The organism is Bradyrhizobium nanningense, from assembly GCF_004114535.1.
Taxonomy (GTDB): domain Bacteria; phylum Pseudomonadota; class Alphaproteobacteria; order Rhizobiales; family Xanthobacteraceae; genus Bradyrhizobium; species Bradyrhizobium nanningense.
The window spans coordinates 1-23,342 of the sequence record NZ_LBJC01000074.1 but is presented as its reverse complement, the minus strand read 5'-3'; the positions used below and the strand labels follow the sequence as shown (position 1 = coordinate 23,342).

Here is a 23,342-nt window from a genome sequence, read left to right as displayed (position 1 = left end):
TCGTCGCACCCCGGGGCCGCCGCCCAGCGGGTGCCGACCGGCCTGTGCGAATTCCCGGCAATTGGAATTCCAAATGACCTGATTTGCAGGAAAACCGCGCCTGCCTGCCGTTGCCCTGCCCGAAACTTTGCGGTATCCCAGCCTAAGAATTGAACTTTCGACTGGGGACATTCCATGGCTGATCATAGCGAAGTGGCGTACAGCACCGCCGATGGCAACGACTACGTTGCCCACGAGCAGACCTACGAGGGCTTCATCAAGCTGGTGAAGTACGGCACGGCCTCGGTCGCGCTCATCGTGATCCTGATGGCGATCTTCCTGACCTGATCGATCGGCAGCTGCACACGCCAGCGGCAGCAGCTGCCTAGAATATTTGCATCCAAGCCGGTGCTAAAACCGGTATCGAACGCCGCGGGAGTAACGCTCAAGTTTGCGCGCGCGCTGTCCCGCGCCGCCGGAGGACCTATGAAGATCGCCGTTGCCAAGGAAATCGATCCGTCGGAGCCGCGCGTCGCCGCTTCGCCTGATACGGTGAAGAAGTTCAAGGCGCTGGGCGCCGAGATCGCCGTCGAGCCGGGCGCCGGCCTCAAATCGGGCCTGCCGGATTCCGAATTCACTGCGGTGGGTGCCACCGTCAGCGCCGACGCGCTGAAAGATGCCGACATCATCATCAAGGTGAAGCGTCCCGAAGCCTCGGAGCTCGCGCAGTACAAGCGCGGTGCGCTCGTGATCGCCATCATGGATCCCTATGGCAACGAGGCCGCGCTGAAGACGATCGCCGATGCCGGCGTCTCCGCCTTCGCGATGGAGTTGATGCCGCGCATCACCCGCGCGCAGGTGATGGACGTGCTGTCCTCGCAGGCAAACCTTGCCGGTTACCGCGCCGTGATCGAGGGTGCCGAGGCCTTCGGCCGCGCCTTCCCGATGATGATGACCGCGGCCGGCACCGTGCCTGCGGCCAAGGTGTTCGTGATGGGCGTCGGCGTCGCCGGCCTCCAGGCCATCGCGACCGCGCGCCGTCTCGGCGCCGTCGTGACCGCGACCGACGTGCGTCCCGCCACGAAAGAGCAGGTCGAATCGCTCGGCGCGAAGTTCCTTGCCGTCGAGGACGAGGAGTTCAAGAACGCGCAGACCGCCGGCGGCTACGCCAAGGAAATGTCGAGGGAATATCAGGCCAAGCAGGCCGCGCTCACCGCCGAGCACATCAAGAAGCAGGACATCGTGATCACCACCGCGCTGATCCCGGGCCGGCCGGCGCCGAAGCTGGTCAGTGCCGAGATGGTCAAGTCGATGAAGCCGGGCTCGGTGCTGGTCGATCTCGCCGTCGAGCGCGGCGGCAATGTCGAGGGCGCGAAGCCGGGCGAGGTCGTCGACCTCGATGGCATCAAGATCGTCGGCTACACCAACGTCGCGGGCCGCGTTGCGGCCTCGGCCTCCAGCCTCTACGCGCGCAACCTGTTCTCCTTCGTCGAGACCATGGTCGACAAGAAAGAGAAGAAGCTCGCCGTCAACTGGGACGACGAGCTGGTCAAGGCCACCGCGCTCACGAAAGACGGCGCCGTCATCCACCCGAACTTCCAGCCGAAGGTTTAAGGAGACCCGCCATGGAGCATGCTGCACAGGTCGTCGACCCCTTCATCTTCCGGCTGTCGATTTTCGTCCTCGCCGTCTTCGTCGGCTATTTCGTGGTGTGGTCGGTGACCCCGGCGCTGCATACGCCCCTGATGAGCGTGACCAACGCGATCTCCTCGGTGATCGTGGTCGGCGCGCTGCTCGCGGTCGGCGTCGGCATGGTTTCGAGCGGCTCGGGATGGGCCCGCGGCTTCGGCTTCGTCGCGCTCATCTTCGCCTGCGTAAACATATTTGGCGGCTTTCTTGTCACCCAGCGCATGCTGGCGATGTACAAGAAGAAGTCGAAGTGAGCGGCCACCTCGGGCTGAAGGATTAATGGGGACCTGAGATGAGCGCCAATCTCTCTGCATTCTTGTATCTCGTGGCGGGGGTGCTGTTCATCCTGTCGCTGCGCGGGCTGTCGAGCCCGGCTTCGTCGCGCCAGGGCAATCTGTTCGGCATGATCGGCATGGCGATCGCGGTCGCCACCACGCTGGCAAGCCATCCGCCGGCCGACGGCCTGGCCTGGCTGCTGGTCATCCTCGCAGTCGCCATCGGCGGCAGCATCGGCGCGGTGATCGCCCGCCGCGTGCCGATGACCTCGATGCCGGAACTGGTCGCGGCCTTCCACTCGCTGGTCGGCATGGCCGCGGTGCTCGTTGCCGCGGGCGCGTTCTATGCGCCCGAGGCCTTCGACATCGGCACTCCCGGCAACATCCATCCGCAGAGCCTGGTCGAGATGTCGCTCGGCGTCGCCATCGGCGCGCTGACCTTCACCGGCTCGGTGATCGCGTTCCTGAAGCTGTCCGCGCGGATGAGCGGTGCGCCGATCATTCTGCCGTTCCGCCACGTCATCAACATAGCGCTCGCCGCGGCGCTGGTGTTCTTCATCGTCGGCCTCGTGCTGACCGGCAGCGCGTTCGACTTCTGGATGATCACCATCCTGGCGCTGGCGCTCGGCGTGCTCATGATCATCCCGATCGGCGGCGCCGACATGCCGGTCGTGATCTCGATGCTGAACTCCTACTCCGGCTGGGCCGCGGCCGGCATCGGCTTCACGCTCGGCAATTCCGCGCTGATCATCACCGGCGCGCTGGTCGGCTCCTCGGGCGCGATCCTGTCCTACATCATGTGCCATGCGATGAACCGATCCTTCATCTCGGTCATCCTCGGCGGTTTTGGCGGCGAGACCGCCGCGGCCGGCGGCGGTACGGGCGAGCAGAAGCCCGCCAAGCTCGGCTCGGCCGACGATGCCGCCTTCATCATGAAGAACGCGCAGAAGGTCATCATCGTGCCCGGCTACGGCATGGCGGTGGCGCAGGCCCAGCACGCGCTGCGCGAGATGGGCGACATCCTGAAGAAGGAAGGCGTCGAGGTGAAATACGCCATTCACCCGGTGGCAGGCCGTATGCCCGGCCACATGAACGTGCTGCTGGCGGAGGCCAACGTGCCCTATGACGAGGTGTTCGAGCTCGAGGATATCAACTCCGAATTCGCGCAGGCCGACATCGCCTTCGTGATCGGCGCCAACGACGTCACCAACCCCGCGGCCGAAGAGGACAAGACCTCGCCGATCTACGGCATGCCCGTGCTGCAGGTCTGGAAGGCCGGCACGGTGATGTTCATCAAGCGCTCGCTCGCCTCCGGTTATGCCGGTATCGACAATCCGCTGTTCTATCGCGACAACACCATGATGCTGCTCGGCGACGCCAAGAAGGTCACCGAGAACATCGTCAAGGCGATGTAGCGCGTGGAAGAAGCGGACCGTGGCCCTGAACAAGGAGTGGCACCGGTCCCATCGCATGCCGCCCAAGGCGACGCGCGAGCAGCGCCTCAAATGGCACGCCGCCCACAAGGCGGCGTGTGGCTGTCGCGACGTACCGGCAAGCCTTCCGCCTGACGTCATGAAATTGCTGCGGAGCCGTCGCAAGTCCTGAGTTCAAACCGGGGCCGGCCGCGCAATGATCACCATCGCCAAATGGACCATCGTCCTGCTCGCGACCGTTTATCTCGCCGGGCTCGTCGTGCTGTATGTCCGGCAGCGCGAGATGCTGTTCCCCATACCGACTGCCAGGCGGACCTCTCCTGATGCGGCGGATTGTCCCGAGGCGGAGGAGCACGTCCTGACCACATCGGACGGCGAGAACGTCATCGCCTGGCACGTGCCGGCAAGGGCCGGCCGTCCCGTGATCCTGTACTTCCCGGGCAATGGCGACTTTCTTGCCGGTCGTGTCAGCCGCTTCAAGGCGATGATTGCTGACGGCACCGGCCTCGTCGCGCTGTCCTATCGCGGCTATGCCGGCTCGAGCGGCGCGCCGAGCGAGCAGGGCTTGCTGCGCGATGCCGCCGCTGCCTACGCCTTCACCACCACCCGCTACGAGGCGGAACGAATCGTCGCCTGGGGCTTTTCGCTCGGGACGGGCGTGGCGGTCGGGCTCGCCACCGAACACGCCATCGGCAAATTGGTCCTGGAGGCGCCGTACACCTCGACGGCCGACATTGCCGCATTGGCATTCCGGTACGTGCCGGTGCGCCTTCTCATGCGCGACCAGTTTCGCTCCGACGAACGGATCGCACGCGTCACGGTGCCGCTGTTGGTGATGCATGGCACCAATGATCTTGCCATTTCGATCCTGTTCGGGGAGCGTCTGTTCGCGCTCGCGCATGAACCGAAGCAGTTCGTTCGCTTTGCGGGCGGCGGACATGACAATCTCGATAGTTTCGGTGCGGTCGAAACGGCAAGGCGCTTCATTGGATATTAAACGACCTGTCATGCGGCTCCGGGGCGTCTGCCTCGTCGCCATCCTCACCTTGTTGCCGCAGCAGGCATGGGCCGCAACCGGGCTCGATGGTGCGGCGATGCGCTGGCCCTATGCGCTGCCCTTTGCCGGCCTGTTGCTGTCGATCGCGCTGGGGCCGCTGTTGCTTCCGAAGATCTGGCACCATCATTACGGCAAGATCGCCGCTGCCTGGTCGCTGGCGGCGCTCGTCGCGCTCGTGATCTTTGCCGGCAGCATGGCGACGCTGGCGGCGCTCGTTCACGCCATGCTCGCCGAATATCTCGGCTTCATCGTGCTGCTGTTCTCGCTCTATGTCGTGGCCGGCGGCATTCTCATTACCGGCGACATCAAGGCCACGCCGGCGACCAATGTTGGCATCCTCGCGCTCGGCACGCTGGGTGCGAGCATCGTCGGCACCACGGGGGCCGCGATGATCCTGATTCGTCCACTGATCCGAGCCAACCGGCCGCGGCGCCACAACGCCCATGTCATCGTCTTCTTCATCATCCTGGTTGCCAATGTCGGCGGCGCGTTGAGCCCGCTCGGCGATCCTCCGCTGTTCGTCGGCTTCCTGCACGGCATCGACTTCTTCTGGACCACACGGACCATCTGGCTGCAGACCGCGCTCGTGGCCGGATTGCTGCTCGCGATCTTCGCCGCCATCGACGTCTGGCGCTTCCGCAGCGAGCCTTTGCTCGGGGAGGCCGGCCCCGCCAAGCCGGTCCGCATCCGCGGCCTCGTCAATCTCGCGCTGATAGCTGCCATCGTCGCGAGCCTGCTGATGTCGGCGATGTGGAAGCCCGGCATTGCCTTCGATGTTCTCGGAACGAAGCTCGAGCTGGAGGATATCGCGCGCAATTTGGCGCTGCTGGCGATTGCCGCGCTGTCGGTGTGGCTGACACCGGACGAGCACAGGCTGGCCAACGGCTTCACCTGGGAGCCGATCCGCGAGGTCGCAAAGCTGTTCGCGGGCATCTTCGTCGCCATCATTCCGGTCATTGCCATGCTCAACGCCGGTCACCACGGCGCCTTCGCGGGGCTATTGGCAGCCGTGACGGCACCGGACGGCACGCCGCGCGAGGTCGCCTATTTCTGGTTTACCGGATTGATGTCGGCGTTCCTCGACAATGCGCCGACCTATCTGTTGTTTTTCCAGCTCGCCGGCGGCGATGCCCAAACGCTGATGCACGAGATGTCGGGCACGCTCGCTTCCATCTCGATGGGAGCGGTCTACATGGGAGCGCTGACCTATATCGGCAACGCGCCGAACTTCATGGTGAGCAGCATCGCCAGCGAGAACGGCATCGAGATGCCGAGCTTCTTCGGTTATCTCCTGCGGGCCGGTGCCGTGCTGATCCCGCTGTTCCTGCTGCTGACCTTGCTGCCGGTCGCGCCGATCCTGCGCTGGCATTGAATCTGCCGGCCGATTTGCTACTGCTCGGCTGAAACGATTGGATCCGGTGGATGAGCGCGCATAATCCGATGCCCCGGTCGGCCTGGATCTTTCCGGCGCTGGCCGTGCTGTTGTTCGCAGCCGTCAGCGCGACGAACTACGTGTTCACGCTCTCGCTGAGCGGGCTCGTCTTCGCGACCGTGCTGCTCGTCATCCTGTTCGGCACGGTGTTCGCTGCGGTTCATCATGCCGAAGTGATCGCCGAACGGGTCGGCGAGCCCTACGGCACGCTGGTGCTGACGCTCTCGGTGACCATCATCGAGGTGGCGCTGATCACCACGATCATGCTGGGTGACAAGCCCGCGCCGGAACTGGCGCGCGACACGGTGTTCGCCGTGGTCATGATCGTCTGCAATGGCCTCGTCGGGCTCTGCATCTTCATCGGCGGCCTGCGCTATCGCGAGCAGGGTTTTCAGCTCTCCGGCGCCAACGTCTATCTCAGCGTCCTGTTCGCGCTGGCGACCATCACGCTGATCATGCCGAACTACACGACCAGCACGCCCGGGCCGGTCTATTCGGCAGCGCAACTCGGTTTCGTCGACGTGGTCACGCTCGCGCTGTACGGGGTATTTCTCTACACCCAGACGGTCCTGCACAAGGATTACTTCGTCCATGAACGGGCGGACGGGGACAGCGGAGAGCTGCACCTGCCGGGCGGGATGTTCGTGCTCAGCGTCGTGCTGCTGCTGATTGCGCTGCTGGCGGTGGTGCTGCTCGCCAAGAAGTTCTCGCTGGTGGTCGATGCCGTTGCGGTCAAGATCGGCGCGCCTCCGGCCTTTGCCGGCCTTCTGGTCGCGCTCCTGATCCTGATGCCGGAAGGCGTTGCGGCTGTAGCTGCGGCCCGCAAGAACGACCTGCAGAAGAGCATCAACCTCGCGCTCGGCTCGTCGCTCGCCACCATCGGGCTGACGATCCCGGCCGTCGGCGTCGCCACCTACGCGCTCGACAAGGAGCTCGAGCTCGGCCTCAGCGCCCAGGGCAGCGTGCTTTTGCTCCTGACCTTCTTCCTGAGCATGCTGACCTTCGGCACGGGCAGAACAAACGTCCTGTTCGGGCTGGTCCATATGGTGGTATTTGCCGTCTACGTGTTCATGGTTTTCGTGCCCTGACCCACTTTGCGCGTCCGCGGCCCTACAGGGTCCGGGTCGCGTCCCAGGAGAGTTCCCGATGCTTGCCGCCAGATCCGAGGTTCAGGTCGATAACGAGGAGGTCCGGGTGACCGAGTGGCGCCTCGGTCCGGGCAGCGCCACGGGGCATCACACCCACGGCATGGACTACGTGATTGTTCCCGTCGTGGCGGGGGAGATGACCATCGTGGCCCCCGGCGGCGAGCGGTCCAAGGCGCAGCTTGCGGCCGGGAAATCCTATTTCCGCAAGGCGGGCGTCCAACATGACGTACTTAACGAAACCTCAACCGAGATCGTGTTCCTTGAGATCGAGCTAAAGCCGTAAATCCGACCCTACCACTTGCCATCGATCCGTCGCAGTTGATCCCTTACAATGCCCCAAAGTTCCCGCATCAGATCGCGCGGGGAGTGGCCGGAATGCTGAAATACCTCGCTAAAATTTCAATGGATATTTTCCCCTCGGTGCTCGCGACGATCATCGGGGCGTACATCGTTAACCACTACATCAACGCCAAGCCGGCGGCTGATACCCCCGCGGCCGTTGTGGCTCCTGCCGAGGCCGGCAAGAACGGCAAGCCCGCCGATGTCGCCAATCTCCCGGCGCCCGGCGTCAAGGCGAAAGGCATCTCCGAGAAGAGCGTGACGGACAAGCCGGCGGCTGAGAAGGCCGCCGATCAGCCGGCCGTCGAGCACAAGGCTGCGGACGTGACACCGGCCGAAGCGAGCCCGCGTGGCAAGCCGTCGGCGCGCGAGAAGGCGGCCGCCAAGGCTACGCCGACGTCGACCCCTGCCGCGGGTGTACCCGCTCCCGCTGCCCCGGTGGCAGAGGCCAATTCGGCGCCGGCTGCGACCCCGGATGCCAACGATCTCGTGCGTGCCGCGATCGAGCGCCTGCGCAAGACGCCTGAGGGCAAGTCGTCTGAAGGCAAGTCGTCTGAAGGCAAGTCCGTCGAGGCCAGATCTTCCGAAACCAAGCCGGCCGAGGTTCGGCCGTCAGAGGCCAAGTCAGCCGAGAGGTCAGCCGAGCCTGCGGTGCGGGAAGCCTCCCGCGCGCCGGAGGCCCCGCGGATCATCAATATGGAGCCGTCCGCGGTCCGCCCGCTGCCGCCGCCGATTACGGTGTCGACGCCCTCACCTGAGGCCTATGGCAATAATGGCTCCTCGTCGGCCAATCCGCCCTACACCGCCTCGGTCGGTAACGACGATCCGAATCGGATAACGCCGCCGGCTGATATTCCCGTGCCGGTGATTGCGCCGCCCCTCGACCTGCGCGCCGATGCCGGTGCCTCCATGCCGCGGCCGAAGAAGACCAATGTGGCCGACGAGATGCTGTCGGGCATGAAGTCGATGTTCCACTCCGTGCTGCCGAAGAGCGCCACCCCCGACTAAGACGACAGTAGCTGCCTGCGCCCAAGCCGTCAGCCGCCGACGCGGGCGAGGCCGCTGCGTGCGGTGTCGTCGCGTGGACGAAGCGAGACGGCCCTGGTGTAGGACGCCGCCGCCTTGGCCTTGTCGCCCAGCCGTTCATAGGCCTGTCCGCGCGTGGTCCAGACCTGCGCGTTGTGCGGATCCGCCTCGGAGGCCTCATCCAGATCGGCTGCGGCCTCCTTGACCTTGCCGAGCGCGAGATAGCTGGTGGCGCGGCCGAGCAGCGGCTCGACCTTCTGCGGGTTAAGCCCGCTCGCAGCGCTGAAATCGGCGATCGCGAAGTCGTGCTGGTTCTTGCTCTGATAGATCAGCGCGCGGCCATAGAGCGCCTGGGCATTGTAGGGATCGAGCCCGACGGCGCGATTGAACTCCTCGAGCGCTGCCGCGGTCTCGCCTGACTTCGCCAGGGATTGCGCCTTTGCGGTGTGAGCCTGAGCTTCGGTGACGTTGGCGGCGCTCACCGCGCTCTCAGCGGGCGCGGCTTCCTTGGGTGCCTCCTGCGGCTTGTCCTTCTCCGGCATCAACGATCCCAGATCGAAGGAGCAGCCGCATAGCGCAATCCCCATCAAAGCCAGCGCGAACGGCCGCCAGATCTGGCGTCGCCGCGCCAAGCCGCGCTCGGGAAAAGGGGAGGCCATCTACGGTTCGCTCGCGCTCGTGCCGCACCGGTCGTGCCCGTCCCAGAAGGCACCGCTCACAAACAATAACGCGGGCCAGTGGCCCGCGTCATCGGAAACTGAAGTCTTGCAAGATCCGGTAGATCAGCGCGGTCCGCGCGGACCTGCACCCGGGCCACCACGACCGCCGCGATCACCGCCGGGACCGGCACCGAACACCGGCTTCGGCTTCATCGGCAGCAGGCCTTCGCGCTGCAGCTTCTTGCGGGCCAGCTTGCGCGCGCGGCGCACGGCTTCGGCCTTTTCGCGGGCCTTCTTCTCGGAGGGCTTTTCGTAGTGACCGCGGAGCTTCATCTCGCGGAAAATACCCTCGCGCTGCATCTTCTTCTTCAGCGCCTTGAGGGCTTGATCGACATTGTTATCGCGAACGAGAACCTGCACGCGGCATCCTCTTCAGTGGATCGGATTTGAATTCTGGTAAGACGAAGGGGATGGCGAAACGCGCAAGCCCTTAACCTTGAGGGCGCGGATGTACCAGACAAAACCCTGGATGTCCACCGGCCAAGCGGGAATTCGGGCCAAGTTCAGCCATTAAATGAGGCAAAATATCTCCGTGCGGCCCTGATTTGGGAGATTTGACGCCAATGGTGGGGCCGTTTCCGGAGCTCTGTTCCGGAATCTTGAAAGCAGGGGACTGCACATGGATATCAAGAAATACGCTGCCGAAGCCATTGGGACCTTTTGGCTCACATTCGCAGGTTGCGGGAGCGCGGTGATCGCCGCCGGCTTTCCGCAGGTCGGAATCGGCCTGGTCGGTGTCTCCCTCGCGTTCGGGCTCAGCGTGGTCACCATGGCCTATGCGATCGGCCATATCTCGGGTTGCCATCTCAACCCCGCGGTCACCGTCGGTCTTGCTGCCGGCGGCCGTTTCCCCGCCGGGCAGATCCTGCCCTACGTGATCGCCCAAGTGGCTGGTGCGATCGTGGCTGCATGGCTCCTCTATGTCATCGCGAGCGGGGCTCCCGGATTCGACGTCAGCAAGGGCTTCGCATCCAACGGCTATGATGCGCACTCGCCCGGCCAGTACAGCATGATCGTGTGCTTCCTCACCGAGGTGGTGATGACCATGATGTTCCTGTTCATCATCATGGGCGCCACGCATGGCCGCGCGCCCGCAGGCTTCGCACCGCTCGCGATCGGGCTCGCGCTGGTGATGATCCATCTCGTCAGCATCCCCGTCACCAACACGTCGGTGAACCCGGCGCGCAGCACGGGCCCTGCGCTGTTCGTCGGCGGCTGGGCGACAGCGCAGCTGTGGCTGTTCTGGGTCGCACCGCTGATCGGCGGTGTGCTGGGCGGGGCGATCTATCGCTGGCTCAGCGAGGAGCCCGCAGGAATCGTCGCCGGCGTGAAGACGGCGTAGAGAGCGTTTTCGAGCGAAGCGGATACCGGTTCGCGTCTAGAAAACGCGTCAACAGATTGCCAAGCGGGATCGCAGCGATTGCTGCGGTCCCCTCACTTGCTCTGGTTCACCTGCCTTGCGACGGCCCGATTTCGGTGACGTGGCCCATCTTGCGGCCGGGACGCGGCGCCCCCTTGCCATAGATGTGCACGGTCGCGCCCGGCACAGACAGCCACTTCTCGTAGTCGTTGATCTCGTCGCCGATCAGGTTGGTCATGGTGACGACCTCGCCGTGCCGGACCGGCTTGCCGAGCGGCCAGCCGGCGATGGCGCGGATGTGCTGCTCGAACTGCGAGACCGACGCGCCATCGAGCGTCCAGTGCCCGGAATTATGCACGCGCGGGGCGATCTCGTTGACCAGCACCTTCGGTCCCGTGCCATTGGCGAGCACGAACATCTCGACGGCGAGCACGCCGACATAGTCGAGCGCGCTCGCGATCTTTCCGGCAATGCTGCGCGCTTCCTCGGCAAGCGCAGCCGGGATCGGCGCCGGCGCGCGGGATATCTTCAGGATGTGGTCGCGGTGCTCGTTCTCGGTGACGTCGAAACACTCGACCTCGCCTGTGACCGAGCGTGCGGCGATCACGGAGATCTCGCGCTCGAACGGCACGAAGGCTTCCAGGATCGCCGATTTGGTGGCGAGGCTGGTCCACACCTTGGCGATGTCGTCGCCCTCGCGGATGATGGCCTGGCCCTTGCCGTCATAACCGAAGCGGCGGGTCTTGAGCACGGCCGGAACGCCGATCCTGGCGATCGCCTCGCGCAACGAGGCGACGGAGGTGACGTCGGCGTAGGCTGCGGTGCCGATCCCGAGGCGCGTGACAAAATCCTTCTCGGCGAGCCTGTCCTGGGTGGTCTCAAGGATCTTGCGATTGGGCAGCACCGGGCGGCGCGCGTCCAGCACCATCGCAGCGGCCGAGGGCACGTTCTCGAATTCGTAGGTGATGACGTCGACGTCGCCCGCGAACAGCTCGAGCGCTTCGACATCGGCATATTCGGCGCAGGTCGCGTTCAAGACGACGTCGAAGGCCGGCGAGTCCGGATCGGGCGAGAACACCTGGCAGCGCAGGCCGAGCCGCGCCGCAGCCATCGCCAGCATCCGGCCCAATTGTCCGCCGCCGAGGATTCCGATGGTGTCACCGGGCTTCAGCTTCACGTGCCTGCTGTCGGTCACGCCTTGTCCTCCGGGCGCTCGGCGACCGCCTCGGTCTGAGCCTTGCGCCAGGCGGCGAGGCGATCGGACAAGGCCGGGTCGGACAATGCCAGGACGGACGCTGCCAGCAGCGCGGCGTTGGTCGCGCCGGCCTTGCCGATGGCGAGGGTGCCGACCGGGATGCCGGCCGGCATCTGGACGATCGAATAGAGCGAATCGAGGCCCCTGAGTGTCTTGGATTCGACGGGAACGCCGAATACCGGCAGTTCGGTCAGCGCCGCCGCCATGCCGGGCAGATGCGCAGCGCCTCCAGCGCCGGCGATGATGACCTTGTACCCCGCGGCCTTGGCGCCCTTGGCGAAAGCAAACAGCCGGTCGGGGGTGCGGTGGGCCGAAACGATGCGGCTGTCGGCTGCAATGCCGAGCGCAGCAAGCGTGTCGGCGGCGTGCCGCATCGTGTCCCAGTCCGACTGGCTTCCCATGATGATGGCGATCGGCGCGGTCATGACGTTAATTGTGCCCGAAAAACAGAAGGATAGGCCAGATTAACGGTTCCGGCCGGCGGCTCGCAAGGCGGTGGCAAGGAGAAGGGAATCCACTATCCTGTCTTGGTGAATCCCCGCAAGCCTTCATTGAGCAGGATGCCCATGAAGAAACCAAAAAGGGCGAGCGCTGCGAAGGCCAAAGCGGGCCGGAAGACCAGCGCCGGCCGTTCCAAAGCCGCCCCGAAGCGGCTGACCAAGCGTCCGGCGAAGCCGCCGCGGCGCGGGGCGTCCGGCGATGATGGAGCCAAGGCGACCGTCAAAGCGACGATCCGGGGCTTGCGGACCAAGCTCAAGCATGCACAGCGCCGGGTCGCGGAGCTGGAAGCTGCGGCCGATACCGATTTCCTGCTCGAGATCCCCAACCGGCGCGGCTTCGAGCGGGAGCTCGCGCGCGCCATCGCCTACATGAAGCGCTACCGCGCCAGCGGGGCACTGATCGTGCTCGACGTCGATCGGTTGAAGCCGATCAACGATTCATTCGGTCATGCCGCCGGCGACGAGGTGCTCAAGGCGATTGTCGCCACACTGGCGAGGCAGGTCCGTGCCTCCGACGTGGTCGGCCGGCTCGGCGGCGACGAGTTCGCGCTGCTGCTGTGGAATCTGAGCGAGACCGATGCCAAGGCGAAGGCCGCCGCCTTCGAACGGGCAATCGACGAATTGTCCTTCGTCTTTCGCGGCCAGCACGTCACCGCGGGCGCCTCCGCCGGCATCGCGTCGTTGGGACCGCATTCCGATGCGGCCCGCGCCCTCGAGGAGGCGGATGCCGCCATGTATGTGCGCAAGGCGCACCGGCGGCACGAGCCGCGGATCTGGCTGGTCGGCAGCTGATTCTTACAGCGTGGCGAGATCTTCCGGCACGTTGCCGAATTTGCGCAGCAGCGTGGCGTCACCGAATTCGCCGGTCATGGGATCGCCGCTGCGGCTGAACGCGACCGCACCGATGTGGCCTGCGCCGCGCGACAAGGCCTCGGCGCGCCGCAACGCGGCCGTCGAACTCTGGCATTCTTCCGCGGCGCCGGCGACAGGCGAGCCGTCGGCGTCGATCAAGAAGGGCATTGCAACGTAATAGGTCACATCCGACATGGCGTTGCTCCGATGGAGCATGATCCGGAAAAGTGTGAAGCGGTTTTCCGACAAGATCATGCACGAAATAAAAGCGCGATCTCCATCGCGCTTTGAAACTCAGGCGGCGCTGCTCTTGCTCCGCATCTTGCTGCGCGAGGTTTCCGGAATGCAGCCGGCGGAGATCGCCGCCTGCAATTCCTCGAGTTCGGCTTCCAGATATTCGTTGGCCATGATCAGCGCCTTGATGGTGCTGCGCAGATTGCCGTCGCACATCGCGATGGCCTGGTCGCAGGCCTCCTCATAATGGCTGTTGTCGAGAAGGGCGGCTGTCGACATCTGCATTGTTCCTTCAGTTGTCCTGGGGCGTTTCCTGGGGCGGTTGGGGTGCCCAAATGTTCCTATTTTGTTCTTTTCGAGTCAAGCGGATTCATGCGCGAACCGCCGCGCCAAGCAGCTCACGGATCAAGCGATGATATCAGGGGTAATCTGGTCTTCGATGAAGGCGATGCGGTCGCGCAACAACAGCTTGCGCTTCTTCAACCGCTGCAACCGCAACAGGTCGGGCGCGGGCGATTGATGCAGTGCATCGATCGCCGCATCGAGATCTCGGTGTTCCTGCTGCAACCGGGTGAGCTCGGCTTCGAGCTCACGCTCATCTTCATTGGTCATGTCTGCGGTGGCCGAAAACCGATAAGGCGTGAGACTAAGGCTGTGGATGCCCTGTGGAAATTATCGTCCTTGCGCGGCGTGACCGCAAGCGATCTGCGACCCTCGCTCGCCGATCTCCCGCAACATATTTCTGCGGGGGCGCTGAGGGGTTGTGCGAGCGCATTGATATCATGGATTTTTCCCGCGTGGTTCCTTTACTCACGCTTCGTTACATATGAATTTTCAAAAATGAAGCTGCGACGACGGATACCCATCGACAGAACGAATCGGTGATGTAGACTTCATTGTCCGGATCGAATCCTAAGGTTCAACCCTACCGAGGAGGTTTCGAATGACAATTCAGGCACATCTCGTTGAATTGGAACGGAAGCACAAACTTCTCGAAAACGAATTGCACGACGCTCTCGTGCACCTTTCAACAGACGACCTGCAAATTGTTGAGTTGAAGCGCCGGAAGTTGATGGTCAAGGACCAGATCGAGCGTCTGAAGCACGGCGACACGCTCCACTAGCAACCCCCGTAACAGTGTAGAGTTGATCGAACCCTTATCCGCAGGGATGGGAGCCTTTGCGCTCATCCCTGCTACAGGGCGCACCGTGCAAAGATGTTTGCGCGGTTTAGACGTCTGCGAGCTCGGCGACGTGATCTGCGATCGCCAGCGATGACGTCAGTCCGGGCGATTCGATGCCGAACAGGTTGACCAGGCCCGCGACGCCGTGATCGCGTGGCCCCTGCATCAAGAAGTCCTGCGTTGCCACCGCGGGCGGCACGATCTTCGGCCGGATCCCCGAATAGCTCGGCATCAACGCGCCGTCAGGCAGCGTCGGCCAATATTTGCGGATCGCCGGATAGAAGCGCTCGGCGCGCGACGGATCGACCTCATAGTTGATCGTCTCGATCCACTCGACGTCGGGGCCGAAGCGCGCCTGGCCTGCCATGTCCAGCGTCAGATGCACCCCGAGCCCGCCAGGTTCGGGCACCGGGTAGATCAGGCGCGAGAACGGCGCCTTGGCATTGCAGCTGAAGTAATTTCCCTTGGCGAGATAGGCCGGCGGAATTCGGTCCAGCGGCATGCCGTCGATGTTGCGCGCCACCTTCGTCGCCGAGAGCCCCGCGGCGTTGACGAGGAGGCTGCATTGCAGCGTCATTGGCGCCTCGCCGCCGGCCTCGATCTCGATGGCGCCGCCGGCCGCCTTGGCGCGGATCAGCGGGGTGTGAAACGCGAAAGCCGCGCCTGATGCCTCGGCTTCGCCCCGCAGCGAGAGCATGTAGGCGTGGCTGTCGATGATGCCCGTTGAGGGCGACAGCAGCGCGGCATCGCAAGCCAGCGCCGGCTCCAGCGCGCGTGCCGCCTCGCCCGCCAGCAGCTGCATGTCGAGCACGCCATTGGCCTCGGCATGCGCCTTGATCGATTGCAGCTTCGCGGTCTCCTGCGGGCTGGTCGCGACGATCAGCTTGCCGCAATTCTTGTGCGGGATGCCGCGCTCGGCACAGTAGCGGTAGAGCGCGTGCTTGCCGTCGACGCACATGCGCGCCATCCAGCTCCCGGCGCGGTAGTAGATGCCGGCATGGATCACCTCGCTGTTGCGCGAGGAGGTGATGGTGCCGATCGCCTCGGCCTCCTCGAGCACGATGACCTCGCGCCCGGCCTGCGCCAGCTTTCGGGCCACCGCGAGCCCGACCACGCCAGCTCCGATGACGACGCAATCGACCCTATCCATGGTTGTGCAGCATGTCCGCTGGGAGCGCCGGTGGCATCAGGCCCGGGAAGAATGGCGCCCGGCCGTTTTCCGTTAAGGAAGAATTTATCATGTCAGGGCAATTGGCGTATTTCACGTCACATTTTTCTGTTGCGCGTACAGGCGTTTACCCGATCCAAACCCGTGAAGCCAGACAATCCGACGTTGAAATCGCGGGTGGCTGATGGCTGAGAAGAACTGGCACGAGGGCAGCACGCTTCCGATTGCTGTGCAGGCCGTTGTGTGTCTGGCCGGCACGGTTGCGCCCGCGCGCGCCTTTGCGCTGTCGGACGGCCTTGCCGCGCCGAGCTTTCTTGGTGAGCTCGATCCCAACGTGGTCTGGGAAGCCCTGATCGCGGGCATCGTCGTCTGTGCCTTCCTCGCCGCGATCGCGCTGTGGATCCATTCCTCGTTGCGCCGGACCCGGCGCTTGCAGCTGCGGCGCAATGCCTTCGTCTCCTCCGCCATGAACAATCTCAATCAGGGCGTGGTGATGACGGATTCGCAGCGCCGCATCATCTTCTGCAATGACCGCTATCTCGAGATTTACGGCCTGACGCGCTCGGATGTCTGGGCCAACATGAGCGGCCATGAGCTGCTCGAGCTGCGACGCAAGCGCGGCGTGCTCGGCGTCGCCTCCGACGACGAGTTCTACGAGAAGGCGGCCAGCACCAACGGCCTGATCACCGAACTGCCGGACGGGCGGGCCATCCTGGTGAAATATTTCGTGCTGCCCAACGGCGGTTCGGTGGCGACGCATCTCGACGTCAGCGAGCAGCGCAAGCTCTCGCGACAGCTCGCCTCGACCAAGCAATTCCTCGAAACGCTGCTGGACAACGTCCCGGCCTGCGTGGCCGCGAAAAACATCGAGGATGGCCGCTATATCTTCGCCAACAGCGCCTATGAGCGGTTCTGGGGCTTCTCGCGCGACCACGTCGTCGGCAAGAATGCGCGCGAGCTGTTCGAACCCGCCTCGGCTGGTAGCATCGAGGCGACCGACCGGGCAGCACTCGATTCGCCGGACGGCCAGTTCCGCAACGAATTCGAGGTCGATCGCGGCGGCGAGCGGCGCATGGTCGCCTCGATCCGGATCGTGGTCCGCAACGAGAGCAACAAGCCCGAATTCCTGATGCTCGTGTTCGAGGACATCACCGACCGCCGCTCGCTGTCGAAGGAGCTGGAGAGCACCAAGAAGTTCCTCGAACTGGTGGTCGACAACATCCCGGTGGCGCTGATCGTCGAGCAGGTCAAGGATGGACGCTATCTGCTCGCCAATCGCAGCGCGGAGACGATCCTCAATCGCCGGCGCGAGGAAGCCACGGGCCTGACCGCGTCAGATATCTTCAACCCCAAGGAAGCCAAGCTGATCATCGCGCGCGACGAGGCCGCGATCAAGAAACGCGGGATGATCACCGAGGAACATCCGATCTCGACCAAGGATGGCCTGCGACTGTTCCTGACCCGCCGCGCCACCGTGCTCGGCGATGCCGGCGAGCCGCAATATCTGATCAAGACCCACGAGGACGTCACCGACCGCAGGCAGACCGAATCGCGCATGGCGCACATGGCCTATCACGACGGCCTCACCGATCTGCCGAACCGTGCCGCGTTCCTTCAGGCGCTGACCCAGATGATCGAGGCCTGCGAAGGTACCGACGAGGAGTTCGCCGTCCTGTGCGTCGACCTCGACGGCCTCAAGGAGGTCAACGACGTCTTCGGCCATGCACTCGGCGACAAGCTCCTGATCGAGGTGGCCCAGCGGCTTCAGGACTCCGCCCGCGGCGGCGTGGTCGCGCGCCTGTCCGGCGACGAATTCGGCCTCATCATCGACGGCAAGCAGCCGGATTCCGGCCTCGCGCTGGCGCAGCATCTCGGCGAAGCCGTCGCGAAGGAATTCCAGATCGACGGCCGGGCTGTCCGCGCCGGCGCCACCACCGGCATGGCGGTGTTCCCGCACAACGGCACTGACGGCGCCTCGCTGCTCGCCAATGCCGGTGCGGCGCTGTTCCGCGCCAAGCAGAAGTCCCGCGGCACGATCAGCCTCTACCAGCCGGAGATGGATCAGCAGATCCGCGATCGCCGCGTGCTGCACCAGGATTTGTCGATGGCGATCAAGAACGGCGAGCTCTCGCTCGCCTTCCAGCCGCAAGGCGTCGCCGGCCACAGCGTTGCCGAGAGCGAGATCATCGGCTTCGAGGCATTGTGCCGCTGGCAGCATCCGGTGCGCGGCCAGGTCTCGCCGGCCGAATTCATCCCGATCGCCGAGGAGAGCGGCCTGATCGTCGAGATGGGCGAGTGGATCCTGCGCGAGACCTGCCGCGAGGCGGCGTCCTGGCCGAAGCCGCTCCAGGTCGCGGTCAATCTGTCGCCGGCGCAGTTCATGCACGGCGACGTGGTGGGCCTCGTCCATTCGATCCTGATCGAGACCGGCCTTGCACCCGGCCGGCTCGAGCTGGAAATCACCGAGGGCGTGCTGATCGAAGATTTCGACCGGGGCCTCGCGCTGCTGCGTCGCCTGAAGGCGCTCGGCGTGCGCATCTCCATGGACGATTTCGGCAGCGGCTACTCCTCGCTGAGCTACCTCCAGGCGTTCCCGTTCGACAAGATCAAGATCGACCGGGCCTTCATCATCAATCTCGGCCGCAACCCGCAATCGGCTGCGATCGTCCGTGCGGTGATCGATCTCGGCCACGGCCTCGAAATGTCGATCATCGCCGAGGGCGTCGAGACGGTCGAGCAGCTCGCCTTCCTCGCCAAGGAGGGCTGCGACGGCGTTCAGGGCTATCTGCTCGGTAAGCCGCTGCCGATCGGGAAGTATGCCGGTCTCGTCGGTCGCGCCGAGGTCATGGAGCTCGCGCTCAAGACCGGCTAGAGCGTTTTCGAGCGAAGTGGACACCGGTCCGCGTCAAGAAAACGCGTCAGAATATGAATCGAGAGCCCCGTTCCGATTTCATCGGAACGGAAATGGCTCTAAAGCGCGACGCGATTAGGATGAATCGTCATCGCGCTTTAGGTTGTTGTTCAAGCATGATCTTTTCGGAAAACCGCTGCGCACTTTTCCGGATCATGCTTTAGTGATGATGGGGCGCTTCGCTCCTTCTCGACGGCCTCATGGCGGATTACGACCTTGCGATCATCGGCGGTGGTCTGAACGGTGTCAGCCTCGCGCGCGATGCAGCCGGCCGCGGTCTGCGGGTCGTCCTGTTCGAGCAGGGCGATCTCGGCGGCGCGGCGTCCTCGGCGACACCGCGGCTGATCCACGGCGATTTGTCGGTGCTGGAGCGGCGAGGGTTCTGGCGGGTGCGCCGGGCCCTGGCCGAGCGCCGGATCTGGCTCCGGATTGCGCCGCATGTGGTCCGGCCGATGCGCTTCGTGATCCCGGCGCATTCCGACGAGCGTCCACCCTGGCTGCTGCGCGCCGGCCTGTTCCTCTATGATAGCCTCACCAGCCGGAGCGGTCTGCCTGGATCTGCGACCATCGACATCACCCATCATCCGGTCGGCAACGCGCTGAAGCGGCCGTTCGGCACGGCCTTCGAATATTCGGACTGCGTCGTCGACGATTCCCGCCTGGTGGTGCTCACGGCGCTGGACGCGGCCGAACGCGGCGCTGCGATCCGGACCGGTGCGCGCTGCGTCCGTGCCGATCGGACCGACACATGGCGGCTAGCGATGGTCGATCGCGGCCATCGCCGCACGATCACGGCCCGGGCGCTGGCCAACACCACCGGGGCGTGGGCCTCGATGGTCGCGGAGACGGTGCTGCGCCAGCCGCAGCCCGCCGCAGCGGCCATGCAGATGAGCCAGATCATCGTGCCCAAGCTGTTCGATTCGGACAACGTCTACGTCTTTCAGAACAGCGACGGACGACTGATCTTCGCATCTCCCTTCGAGCGGCAGTTCACGCTGATCGGAACGGTCACGCATGACTTCACCGGCGATCCCGCCATCGTCGCGATGCGAGGGGCCGATATCAGCTATCTCTGCGAGGCGGCCAGTCGCTATTTCCGCGAGCGTGTCGCCCCGGCCGACGTGATCCGGACCGTCTCCGGCGTCAATTTGACGCCTGCGTCCGCACGGCGAGGCGACGGCACGACGCTGTTCCACGCGCGCCGGCGCAAGGCGCCGCTGATCACGATGTTCGGCGGCGACGTCACGACCTCGCGCCTCCGGGCGGAGCGGGCCGTGACGAGGTTGACGCCGTTCTATCCGATGTCGCCGCGCTGGACCGCTGGCGCGGCGCTGCCCGGCGGCGATTTCGCCTGGGACCGTTTCGACACCCAAGTCGACCTTGCGCGCGAGCGCTGGCGCTTTCTCTCGGAGGGGGAGGCCCGGCGCCTGGTCGCGGCCTATGGCTCGCGGCTCTCGGCCGTGCTTGGCGAGGCCAAGACCCGCGACGAACTCGGCCCGGCCTTCGGCCCCGAACTGACCGGCGCCGAGGTGCGCTACCTGATGGCCTGCGAATGGGCGCGCTTTCCCGAGGACATCCTCTGGCGCCGCTCCAAGCTTGGCCTGACGATGTCTGCGGCGGATCGCGACACGCTCGCCGCGTTCATGGCGGGTGTGAACGATCCATCCCGACCCGGTTGAGCAAAAGCCGATCGGCCGCTAGCGTGCGGCGGAATTGGGGTTGGCAGGGAACATGACCGACGAATTGCCCAAAACGCACGCCGCGACAGGTGCGGCCGATCGAGAAGCAGCCCCCGGCCAGCCGCTGCTGCGCATCGAGGGCGTCGCCAAGACGTTCGGGACGTTCCGCGCCGTGGATGGTGTCTCGCTCGACATCAGGGCCGGCGAATTTTTCGCGCTCCTCGGCCCGAGCGGCTGTGGCAAGACCACGCTGCTGCGCATGCTCGCCGGCTTCGAGGCGCCGGACGAGGGGCGCATCCTGCTCGGGGATAAGGACATCGCGCAGGCCTTGCCGCATGAGCGGCCGATCAACATGATGTTCCAGAACTACGCGCTGTTTCCGCATCTCTCCGTGCGCGACAACATCGCCTTTGGCCTGAAGCGCGCCGGCATGGCGCGTGCCGACATCGCCACACGGGTAGCCGAGATGGTCGCACTGGTGAAGCTCGAAGGGCTGGAGAAGCGCAAGCCCGACCAGCTCTCCGGCGGCCAGCGCCAGCGCGTGGCGCTGGCTCGCGCGCTGGCACGGCGGCCGCAGCTCTTGCTGCTCGACGAGCCGCTTGCGGCGCTCGACAAGAAGCTGCGCGAGAGCACGCAAGGCGAATTGATGGAATTGCAGCGTCGGCTCGGCACGACCTTCATCATCGTCACCCACGACCAGGAGGAGGCGATGACGATGGCGAGCCGGATCGGTGTGATGAACGCCGGCAAGCTCGCCCAGGTCGCGAGCCCCCGCGAACTCTACGAGGCGCCGCGCTCGCGCTGGATCGCGGAGTTCGTCGGCGACGTCAATGTATTCGACGGCGAGACCAAATTGCGCGATGGTCATCGCCTGGTCATTGGCACGCGCGATGCGGGGCCGCTGGTGGTGGCTGAGCCACGCGAGCCGGTCGGCGCGGGAAAATTGGCGGTCGCGATCCGCCCCGAGAAGGTCAAGCTGTCGCGGCGCGGCCCGGTGAGCGAGGCCGGCTATGAGACGGCGATCAACCGGCTCGATGGCGTGATCGCCGACGTCTGCTATCTCGGTGGCAGCACCACCTACAAGGTGAAGCTCGAAACCGGCGGAACGGTGCAGGCGTCCGTCGCCAACAGCGCGCGGCTGGATGTCGACGCCTACAGCGTGGACCAGCAAATCGTCGCCTGGTTCTCGCCCGATGATTGCGTGGTGCTGCAATCATGAGCGCCCGCCGCATCTTCGCAAGGCCAGCGCGCTTTGCCGCGATCGCGCCGTATGTCTGGATGGTGCTGTTCTTCCTGGTGCCGTTCGCCTTCGTCTTGAAGATCAGCCTGTCGCAAACCGCGATCGCACAGCCGCCCTACGATCCGGTGTTCGACGTGACGGCGGGATGGGACGCGCTCAAGGCGGCCCTTGCTGCGCTGTCGTTCGACAATTTCAGGCTGCTCGCCTCCGACGATATCTATGTGTTTGCTTATGTGCGCAGCCTTACCGTCGCCGTCACGGCGACTGCGCTGTTGCTGCTGATCGGCTATCCCATCGCCTATGGCATGGCGCGGCTGCCGAAGAGTTGGCAGGCGGTGGTGATGGTGCTGGTGATCGTGCCGTTCTGGACCTCGTTCCTGATCCGCATCTATGCCTGGATCAACATTCTGCAGCACGACGGCCTGCTCAACCAGATCCTGCTGGCACTGCATCTGGTCAGCCAGCCCGTGGTCTGGCTCTCCACCGACAGCGCGATGTATATCGGCATCGTCTATTCCTATTTGCCGTTCATGATCCTGCCGCTCTACGCCACGCTCGCCAAGATGGAGCCGGCGCTGGAGGAGGCAGCCGCCGATCTCGGTGCGCCGCCGTGGCAGGTGTTCTGGCTCGTCACCTTCCCGCTGTCGCTGCCCGGCGTCGGCGCCGGCGTGCTGCTGTGCTTCATTCCCATCGTCGGCGAATTCGTCATTCCGGACCTTCTGGCCGGCTCCAATTCGCTGATGATCGGCCAGACCTTGTGGCTCGAATTCTTCACCAACAAGGACTGGCCGGTCGCCTCTGCCGCGGCCATCGTGCTGCTGGTCGTGCTGCTGGTGCCGCTGTTGCTGTACGAGCGGCTGCAGAGGCGGCAACTGGAACTGGGGCGCTGAGACAATGCGCAAGGTCTCCCGTCTCTCCCGCTTCAACATCGCCTCGCTCGCGCTGGGACTGGCGTTCCTTTATCTGCCGATCCTCATCCTCGTCATCTATTCCTTCAACGCCTCGCGTCTGGTGACGGTGTGGGGCGGTTGGTCGCTGCGCTGGTATCACGCGTTCTTCAATGACCGCGCCATGATCGAGGCGGCCTGGATGAGCCTGCGGGTCGCGGTCGCCTCCGCGACCATTGCCACGCTGCTCGGCACGCTCGCCGCCGTCGCGCTGTCGCGTGGCGAACGCTTCCGCGGCCGTACGCTGTTCTCCGGAATGCTCTATGCGCCACTGGTGATGCCGGAGGTGATCACTGGTCTGTCGCTGCTGCTGCTGTTCGTCGCCCTGAACGCCGAGCGCGGTTTCTGGACCGTGACGATCGCGCACACCACGCTGACGATGTGCTTCGTCGCCGTGGTCGTGCAGTCGCGGCTCGGCTCGCTCGATCGTTCGCTGGAGGAGGCGGCGATGGACCTCGGCTGCGACCCGGTCCGCGCATTCGTGTCCGTGACGTTGCCGCTGATCGCCCCCGCGATCGTCGCCGGCTGGATGCTGGCCTTCACCCTGTCGCTCGATGACCTCGTGATCGCGAGCTTCACCACCGGGCCCGGCTCGGCGACGCTGCCGATCCGGATCTACTCCGAGGTGCGTTTGGGGGTGAAGCCGGAGATCAACGCGATCTGCACGCTGGTGATCGCCCTGATCGCTGTCGTCATCGTCATCGCCTCGCTCGCCTCGAAACTGTCGAGTTCGCAGGGCGAGAGCGCGGCACCGTTGTAGCCCTTGCTGTCATTGCGAGGAACTCTTGCGACAAAGATCAATCCAGTCTGCCTCTGCAGAGGTAGTCTGATCTTCCCCCAAAAAAGTGGACAGGGTTCAAGCCGATTTTAGCTCCATCTCGACCGGGCTGATATAGCCGATAGCCGAGTGTCTGCG

The 23,342-nt window shown here is 64.7% G+C and carries 25 protein-coding genes; 17 read left to right on the top strand and 8 right to left on the bottom strand.

Annotated features, from left to right (window positions below):
* The first annotated feature begins 174 nt into the window (after positions 1-174).
* The 9 genes from XH84_RS33660 (at position 175) to XH84_RS33620 (ending at position 8,360) form a co-directional block, all read left to right on the top strand.
* Positions 175-327 (top strand): aa3-type cytochrome c oxidase subunit IV, encoded by a 153-nt coding sequence (locus XH84_RS33660; protein WP_018317799.1) that lies wholly within the window; start codon positions 175-177, stop codon positions 325-327.
* A 138-nt stretch (positions 328-465) separates the two neighbouring features.
* Entirely contained in the window at positions 466-1,593 is a 1,128-nt protein-coding gene (locus XH84_RS33655) for a Re/Si-specific NAD(P)(+) transhydrogenase subunit alpha (protein ID WP_128918224.1), read from the top strand.
* Positions 1,594-1,604: 11 nt separating this feature from the next.
* The gene (locus XH84_RS33650) at positions 1,605-1,922 is read left to right on the top strand and encodes a proton-translocating transhydrogenase family protein (protein WP_024337650.1); all 318 of its coding nucleotides are present in this window, start codon (positions 1,605-1,607) and stop codon (positions 1,920-1,922) included.
* A gap of 38 nt (positions 1,923-1,960) precedes the next feature.
* Positions 1,961-3,358, top strand: coding sequence for an NAD(P)(+) transhydrogenase (Re/Si-specific) subunit beta (locus XH84_RS33645; RefSeq protein ID WP_128918223.1), 1,398 nt, complete (start codon positions 1,961-1,963; stop codon positions 3,356-3,358).
* A 214-nt stretch (positions 3,359-3,572) separates the two neighbouring features.
* Positions 3,573-4,373 carry an alpha/beta hydrolase gene (locus tag XH84_RS33640; protein ID WP_430642003.1) on the top strand — a complete coding sequence of 267 codons (801 nt, stop codon included), beginning with the start codon at positions 3,573-3,575 and terminating at the stop codon, positions 4,371-4,373.
* Positions 4,374-4,383: 10 nt separating this feature from the next.
* Positions 4,384-5,805, top strand: a complete 1,422-nt coding sequence (locus tag XH84_RS33635; RefSeq protein ID WP_164936106.1) for a sodium:proton antiporter — start codon at positions 4,384-4,386, stop codon at positions 5,803-5,805.
* 50 nt (positions 5,806-5,855) lie between these two features.
* A complete protein-coding gene (locus XH84_RS33630) occupies positions 5,856-6,953 on the top strand; it encodes a calcium:cation antiporter (RefSeq protein WP_128918222.1) in 1,098 nt (365 codons plus the stop codon).
* 58 nt (positions 6,954-7,011) lie between these two features.
* Positions 7,012-7,296: a cupin domain-containing protein gene (locus XH84_RS33625; RefSeq protein WP_028140292.1), complete on the top strand. Its 285-nt coding sequence runs from the start codon at positions 7,012-7,014 to the stop codon at positions 7,294-7,296.
* Positions 7,297-7,388: 92 nt separating this feature from the next.
* A complete protein-coding gene (locus tag XH84_RS33620) occupies positions 7,389-8,360 on the top strand; it encodes a hypothetical protein (RefSeq protein WP_128918221.1) in 972 nt (323 codons plus the stop codon).
* 29 nt (positions 8,361-8,389) lie between these two features.
* Here XH84_RS33620 and XH84_RS33615 read toward each other — a convergent pair whose 3' ends face one another.
* Positions 8,390-9,037, bottom strand: coding sequence for a tetratricopeptide repeat protein (locus tag XH84_RS33615; RefSeq protein ID WP_128918220.1), 648 nt, complete (start codon positions 9,035-9,037; stop codon positions 8,390-8,392).
* Positions 9,038-9,160: 123 nt separating this feature from the next.
* The gene (gene rpsU, locus XH84_RS33610) at positions 9,161-9,457 is read right to left on the bottom strand and encodes a 30S ribosomal protein S21 (RefSeq protein WP_008546194.1); all 297 of its coding nucleotides are present in this window, start codon (positions 9,455-9,457) and stop codon (positions 9,161-9,163) included.
* Between the two features lie 259 nt (positions 9,458-9,716).
* On the opposite strand from rpsU, the gene aqpZ reads away from it, so the two are divergent.
* On the top strand, positions 9,717-10,439 hold the full coding sequence (gene aqpZ, locus XH84_RS33605; protein WP_128918219.1) for an aquaporin Z: 723 nt from the start codon (positions 9,717-9,719) through the stop codon (positions 10,437-10,439).
* Positions 10,440-10,545: 106 nt separating this feature from the next.
* Here aqpZ and XH84_RS33600 read toward each other — a convergent pair whose 3' ends face one another.
* Entirely contained in the window at positions 10,546-11,652 is a 1,107-nt protein-coding gene (locus XH84_RS33600) for a 5-(carboxyamino)imidazole ribonucleotide synthase (protein ID WP_128918218.1), read from the bottom strand.
* Positions 11,649-12,137, bottom strand: a complete 489-nt coding sequence (purE, locus tag XH84_RS33595; protein ID WP_128918217.1) for a 5-(carboxyamino)imidazole ribonucleotide mutase — start codon at positions 12,135-12,137, stop codon at positions 11,649-11,651. Before purE ends, XH84_RS33600 begins: the two co-directional genes overlap by 4 nt.
* Before the next feature lie 141 nt (positions 12,138-12,278).
* Here purE and XH84_RS33590 point away from each other — a divergent pair, with 141 nt between their 5' ends.
* Entirely contained in the window at positions 12,279-13,004 is a 726-nt protein-coding gene (locus XH84_RS33590; RefSeq protein WP_164936105.1) for a GGDEF domain-containing protein, read from the top strand.
* A gap of 3 nt (positions 13,005-13,007) precedes the next feature.
* Here the strand turns inward: XH84_RS33590 and XH84_RS33585 are convergent, their stop codons facing one another.
* The 3 genes from XH84_RS33585 to XH84_RS33575 form a co-directional block, all read right to left on the bottom strand.
* Positions 13,008-13,259 carry a hypothetical protein gene (locus XH84_RS33585; protein WP_128918215.1) on the bottom strand — a complete coding sequence of 84 codons (252 nt, stop codon included), beginning with the start codon at positions 13,257-13,259 and terminating at the stop codon, positions 13,008-13,010.
* A gap of 99 nt (positions 13,260-13,358) precedes the next feature.
* Entirely contained in the window at positions 13,359-13,577 is a 219-nt protein-coding gene (locus XH84_RS33580; RefSeq protein ID WP_128918214.1) for a hypothetical protein, read from the bottom strand.
* Positions 13,578-13,703: 126 nt separating this feature from the next.
* On the bottom strand, positions 13,704-13,910 hold the full coding sequence (locus XH84_RS33575) for a YdcH family protein (protein ID WP_008546179.1): 207 nt from the start codon (positions 13,908-13,910) through the stop codon (positions 13,704-13,706).
* A gap of 331 nt (positions 13,911-14,241) precedes the next feature.
* Between XH84_RS33575 and XH84_RS33565 the strand changes: the two genes are divergently transcribed.
* Complete coding sequence (locus XH84_RS33565) at positions 14,242-14,421, top strand: YdcH family protein (RefSeq protein ID WP_028138361.1); 180 nt, start codon at positions 14,242-14,244, stop codon at positions 14,419-14,421.
* Positions 14,422-14,527: 106 nt separating this feature from the next.
* On the opposite strand, the gene XH84_RS33560 is transcribed toward XH84_RS33565, so the two are convergent.
* Complete coding sequence (locus XH84_RS33560; protein ID WP_128918213.1) at positions 14,528-15,631, bottom strand: NAD(P)/FAD-dependent oxidoreductase; 1,104 nt, start codon at positions 15,629-15,631, stop codon at positions 14,528-14,530.
* A 202-nt stretch (positions 15,632-15,833) separates the two neighbouring features.
* On the opposite strand from XH84_RS33560, the gene XH84_RS33555 reads away from it, so the two are divergent.
* From XH84_RS33555 to XH84_RS33535, 5 genes are all read left to right on the top strand, one after another.
* On the top strand, positions 15,834-18,521 hold the full coding sequence (locus XH84_RS33555) for a sensor domain-containing protein (protein ID WP_128918212.1): 2,688 nt from the start codon (positions 15,834-15,836) through the stop codon (positions 18,519-18,521).
* Between the two features lie 239 nt (positions 18,522-18,760).
* Entirely contained in the window at positions 18,761-20,239 is a 1,479-nt protein-coding gene (locus XH84_RS33550; RefSeq protein ID WP_128918211.1) for a glycerol-3-phosphate dehydrogenase, read from the top strand.
* Between the two features lie 52 nt (positions 20,240-20,291).
* Complete coding sequence (locus XH84_RS33545; RefSeq protein WP_128918210.1) at positions 20,292-21,458, top strand: ABC transporter ATP-binding protein; 1,167 nt, start codon at positions 20,292-20,294, stop codon at positions 21,456-21,458.
* Positions 21,455-22,369 (top strand): ABC transporter permease, encoded by a 915-nt coding sequence (locus tag XH84_RS33540; RefSeq protein ID WP_128918209.1) that lies wholly within the window; start codon positions 21,455-21,457, stop codon positions 22,367-22,369. The genes XH84_RS33545 and XH84_RS33540 overlap by 4 nt, the downstream gene beginning before the upstream one ends.
* A gap of 4 nt (positions 22,370-22,373) precedes the next feature.
* Entirely contained in the window at positions 22,374-23,186 is an 813-nt protein-coding gene (locus XH84_RS33535) for an ABC transporter permease (protein WP_128918208.1), read from the top strand.
* The last annotated feature ends 156 nt before the right edge of the window (positions 23,187-23,342 follow it).

Bases quoted from the DNA above. Each gene is read 5' to 3' on its own strand.
- XH84_RS33655 (WP_128918224.1), top strand. From the start codon at position 466: ATGAAGATCGCCGTTGCCAAGGAAATCGATCCGTCGGAGCCGCGCGTC.
- XH84_RS33560 (WP_128918213.1), bottom strand. From the start codon at position 15,631: ATGGATAGGGTCGATTGCGTCGTCATCGGAGCTGGCGTGGTCGGGCTC.
- XH84_RS33565 (WP_028138361.1), top strand. From the start codon at position 14,242: ATGACAATTCAGGCACATCTCGTTGAATTGGAACGGAAGCACAAACTT.
- XH84_RS33615 (WP_128918220.1), bottom strand. From the start codon at position 9,037: ATGGCCTCCCCTTTTCCCGAGCGCGGCTTGGCGCGGCGACGCCAGATC.
- XH84_RS33660 (WP_018317799.1), top strand. From the start codon at position 175: ATGGCTGATCATAGCGAAGTGGCGTACAGCACCGCCGATGGCAACGAC.
- XH84_RS33535 (WP_128918208.1), top strand. From the start codon at position 22,374: ATGCGCAAGGTCTCCCGTCTCTCCCGCTTCAACATCGCCTCGCTCGCG.
- XH84_RS33635 (WP_164936106.1), top strand. From the start codon at position 4,384: ATGCGGCTCCGGGGCGTCTGCCTCGTCGCCATCCTCACCTTGTTGCCG.
- aqpZ (WP_128918219.1), top strand. From the start codon at position 9,717: ATGGATATCAAGAAATACGCTGCCGAAGCCATTGGGACCTTTTGGCTC.
- XH84_RS33625 (WP_028140292.1), top strand. From the start codon at position 7,012: ATGCTTGCCGCCAGATCCGAGGTTCAGGTCGATAACGAGGAGGTCCGG.
- XH84_RS33650 (WP_024337650.1), top strand. From the start codon at position 1,605: ATGGAGCATGCTGCACAGGTCGTCGACCCCTTCATCTTCCGGCTGTCG.
- XH84_RS33645 (WP_128918223.1), top strand. From the start codon at position 1,961: ATGAGCGCCAATCTCTCTGCATTCTTGTATCTCGTGGCGGGGGTGCTG.
- XH84_RS33590 (WP_164936105.1), top strand. From the start codon at position 12,279: ATGAAGAAACCAAAAAGGGCGAGCGCTGCGAAGGCCAAAGCGGGCCGG.
- XH84_RS33555 (WP_128918212.1), top strand. From the start codon at position 15,834: ATGGCTGAGAAGAACTGGCACGAGGGCAGCACGCTTCCGATTGCTGTG.
- XH84_RS33585 (WP_128918215.1), bottom strand. From the start codon at position 13,259: ATGTCGGATGTGACCTATTACGTTGCAATGCCCTTCTTGATCGACGCC.
- purE (WP_128918217.1), bottom strand. From the start codon at position 12,137: ATGACCGCGCCGATCGCCATCATCATGGGAAGCCAGTCGGACTGGGAC.
- XH84_RS33620 (WP_128918221.1), top strand. From the start codon at position 7,389: ATGCTGAAATACCTCGCTAAAATTTCAATGGATATTTTCCCCTCGGTG.
- XH84_RS33580 (WP_128918214.1), bottom strand. From the start codon at position 13,577: ATGTCGACAGCCGCCCTTCTCGACAACAGCCATTATGAGGAGGCCTGC.
- XH84_RS33630 (WP_128918222.1), top strand. From the start codon at position 5,856: ATGAGCGCGCATAATCCGATGCCCCGGTCGGCCTGGATCTTTCCGGCG.
- XH84_RS33550 (WP_128918211.1), top strand. From the start codon at position 18,761: ATGGCGGATTACGACCTTGCGATCATCGGCGGTGGTCTGAACGGTGTC.
- XH84_RS33575 (WP_008546179.1), bottom strand. From the start codon at position 13,910: ATGACCAATGAAGATGAGCGTGAGCTCGAAGCCGAGCTCACCCGGTTG.
- XH84_RS33545 (WP_128918210.1), top strand. From the start codon at position 20,292: ATGACCGACGAATTGCCCAAAACGCACGCCGCGACAGGTGCGGCCGAT.
- XH84_RS33540 (WP_128918209.1), top strand. From the start codon at position 21,455: ATGAGCGCCCGCCGCATCTTCGCAAGGCCAGCGCGCTTTGCCGCGATC.
- XH84_RS33640 (WP_430642003.1), top strand. From the start codon at position 3,573: ATGATCACCATCGCCAAATGGACCATCGTCCTGCTCGCGACCGTTTAT.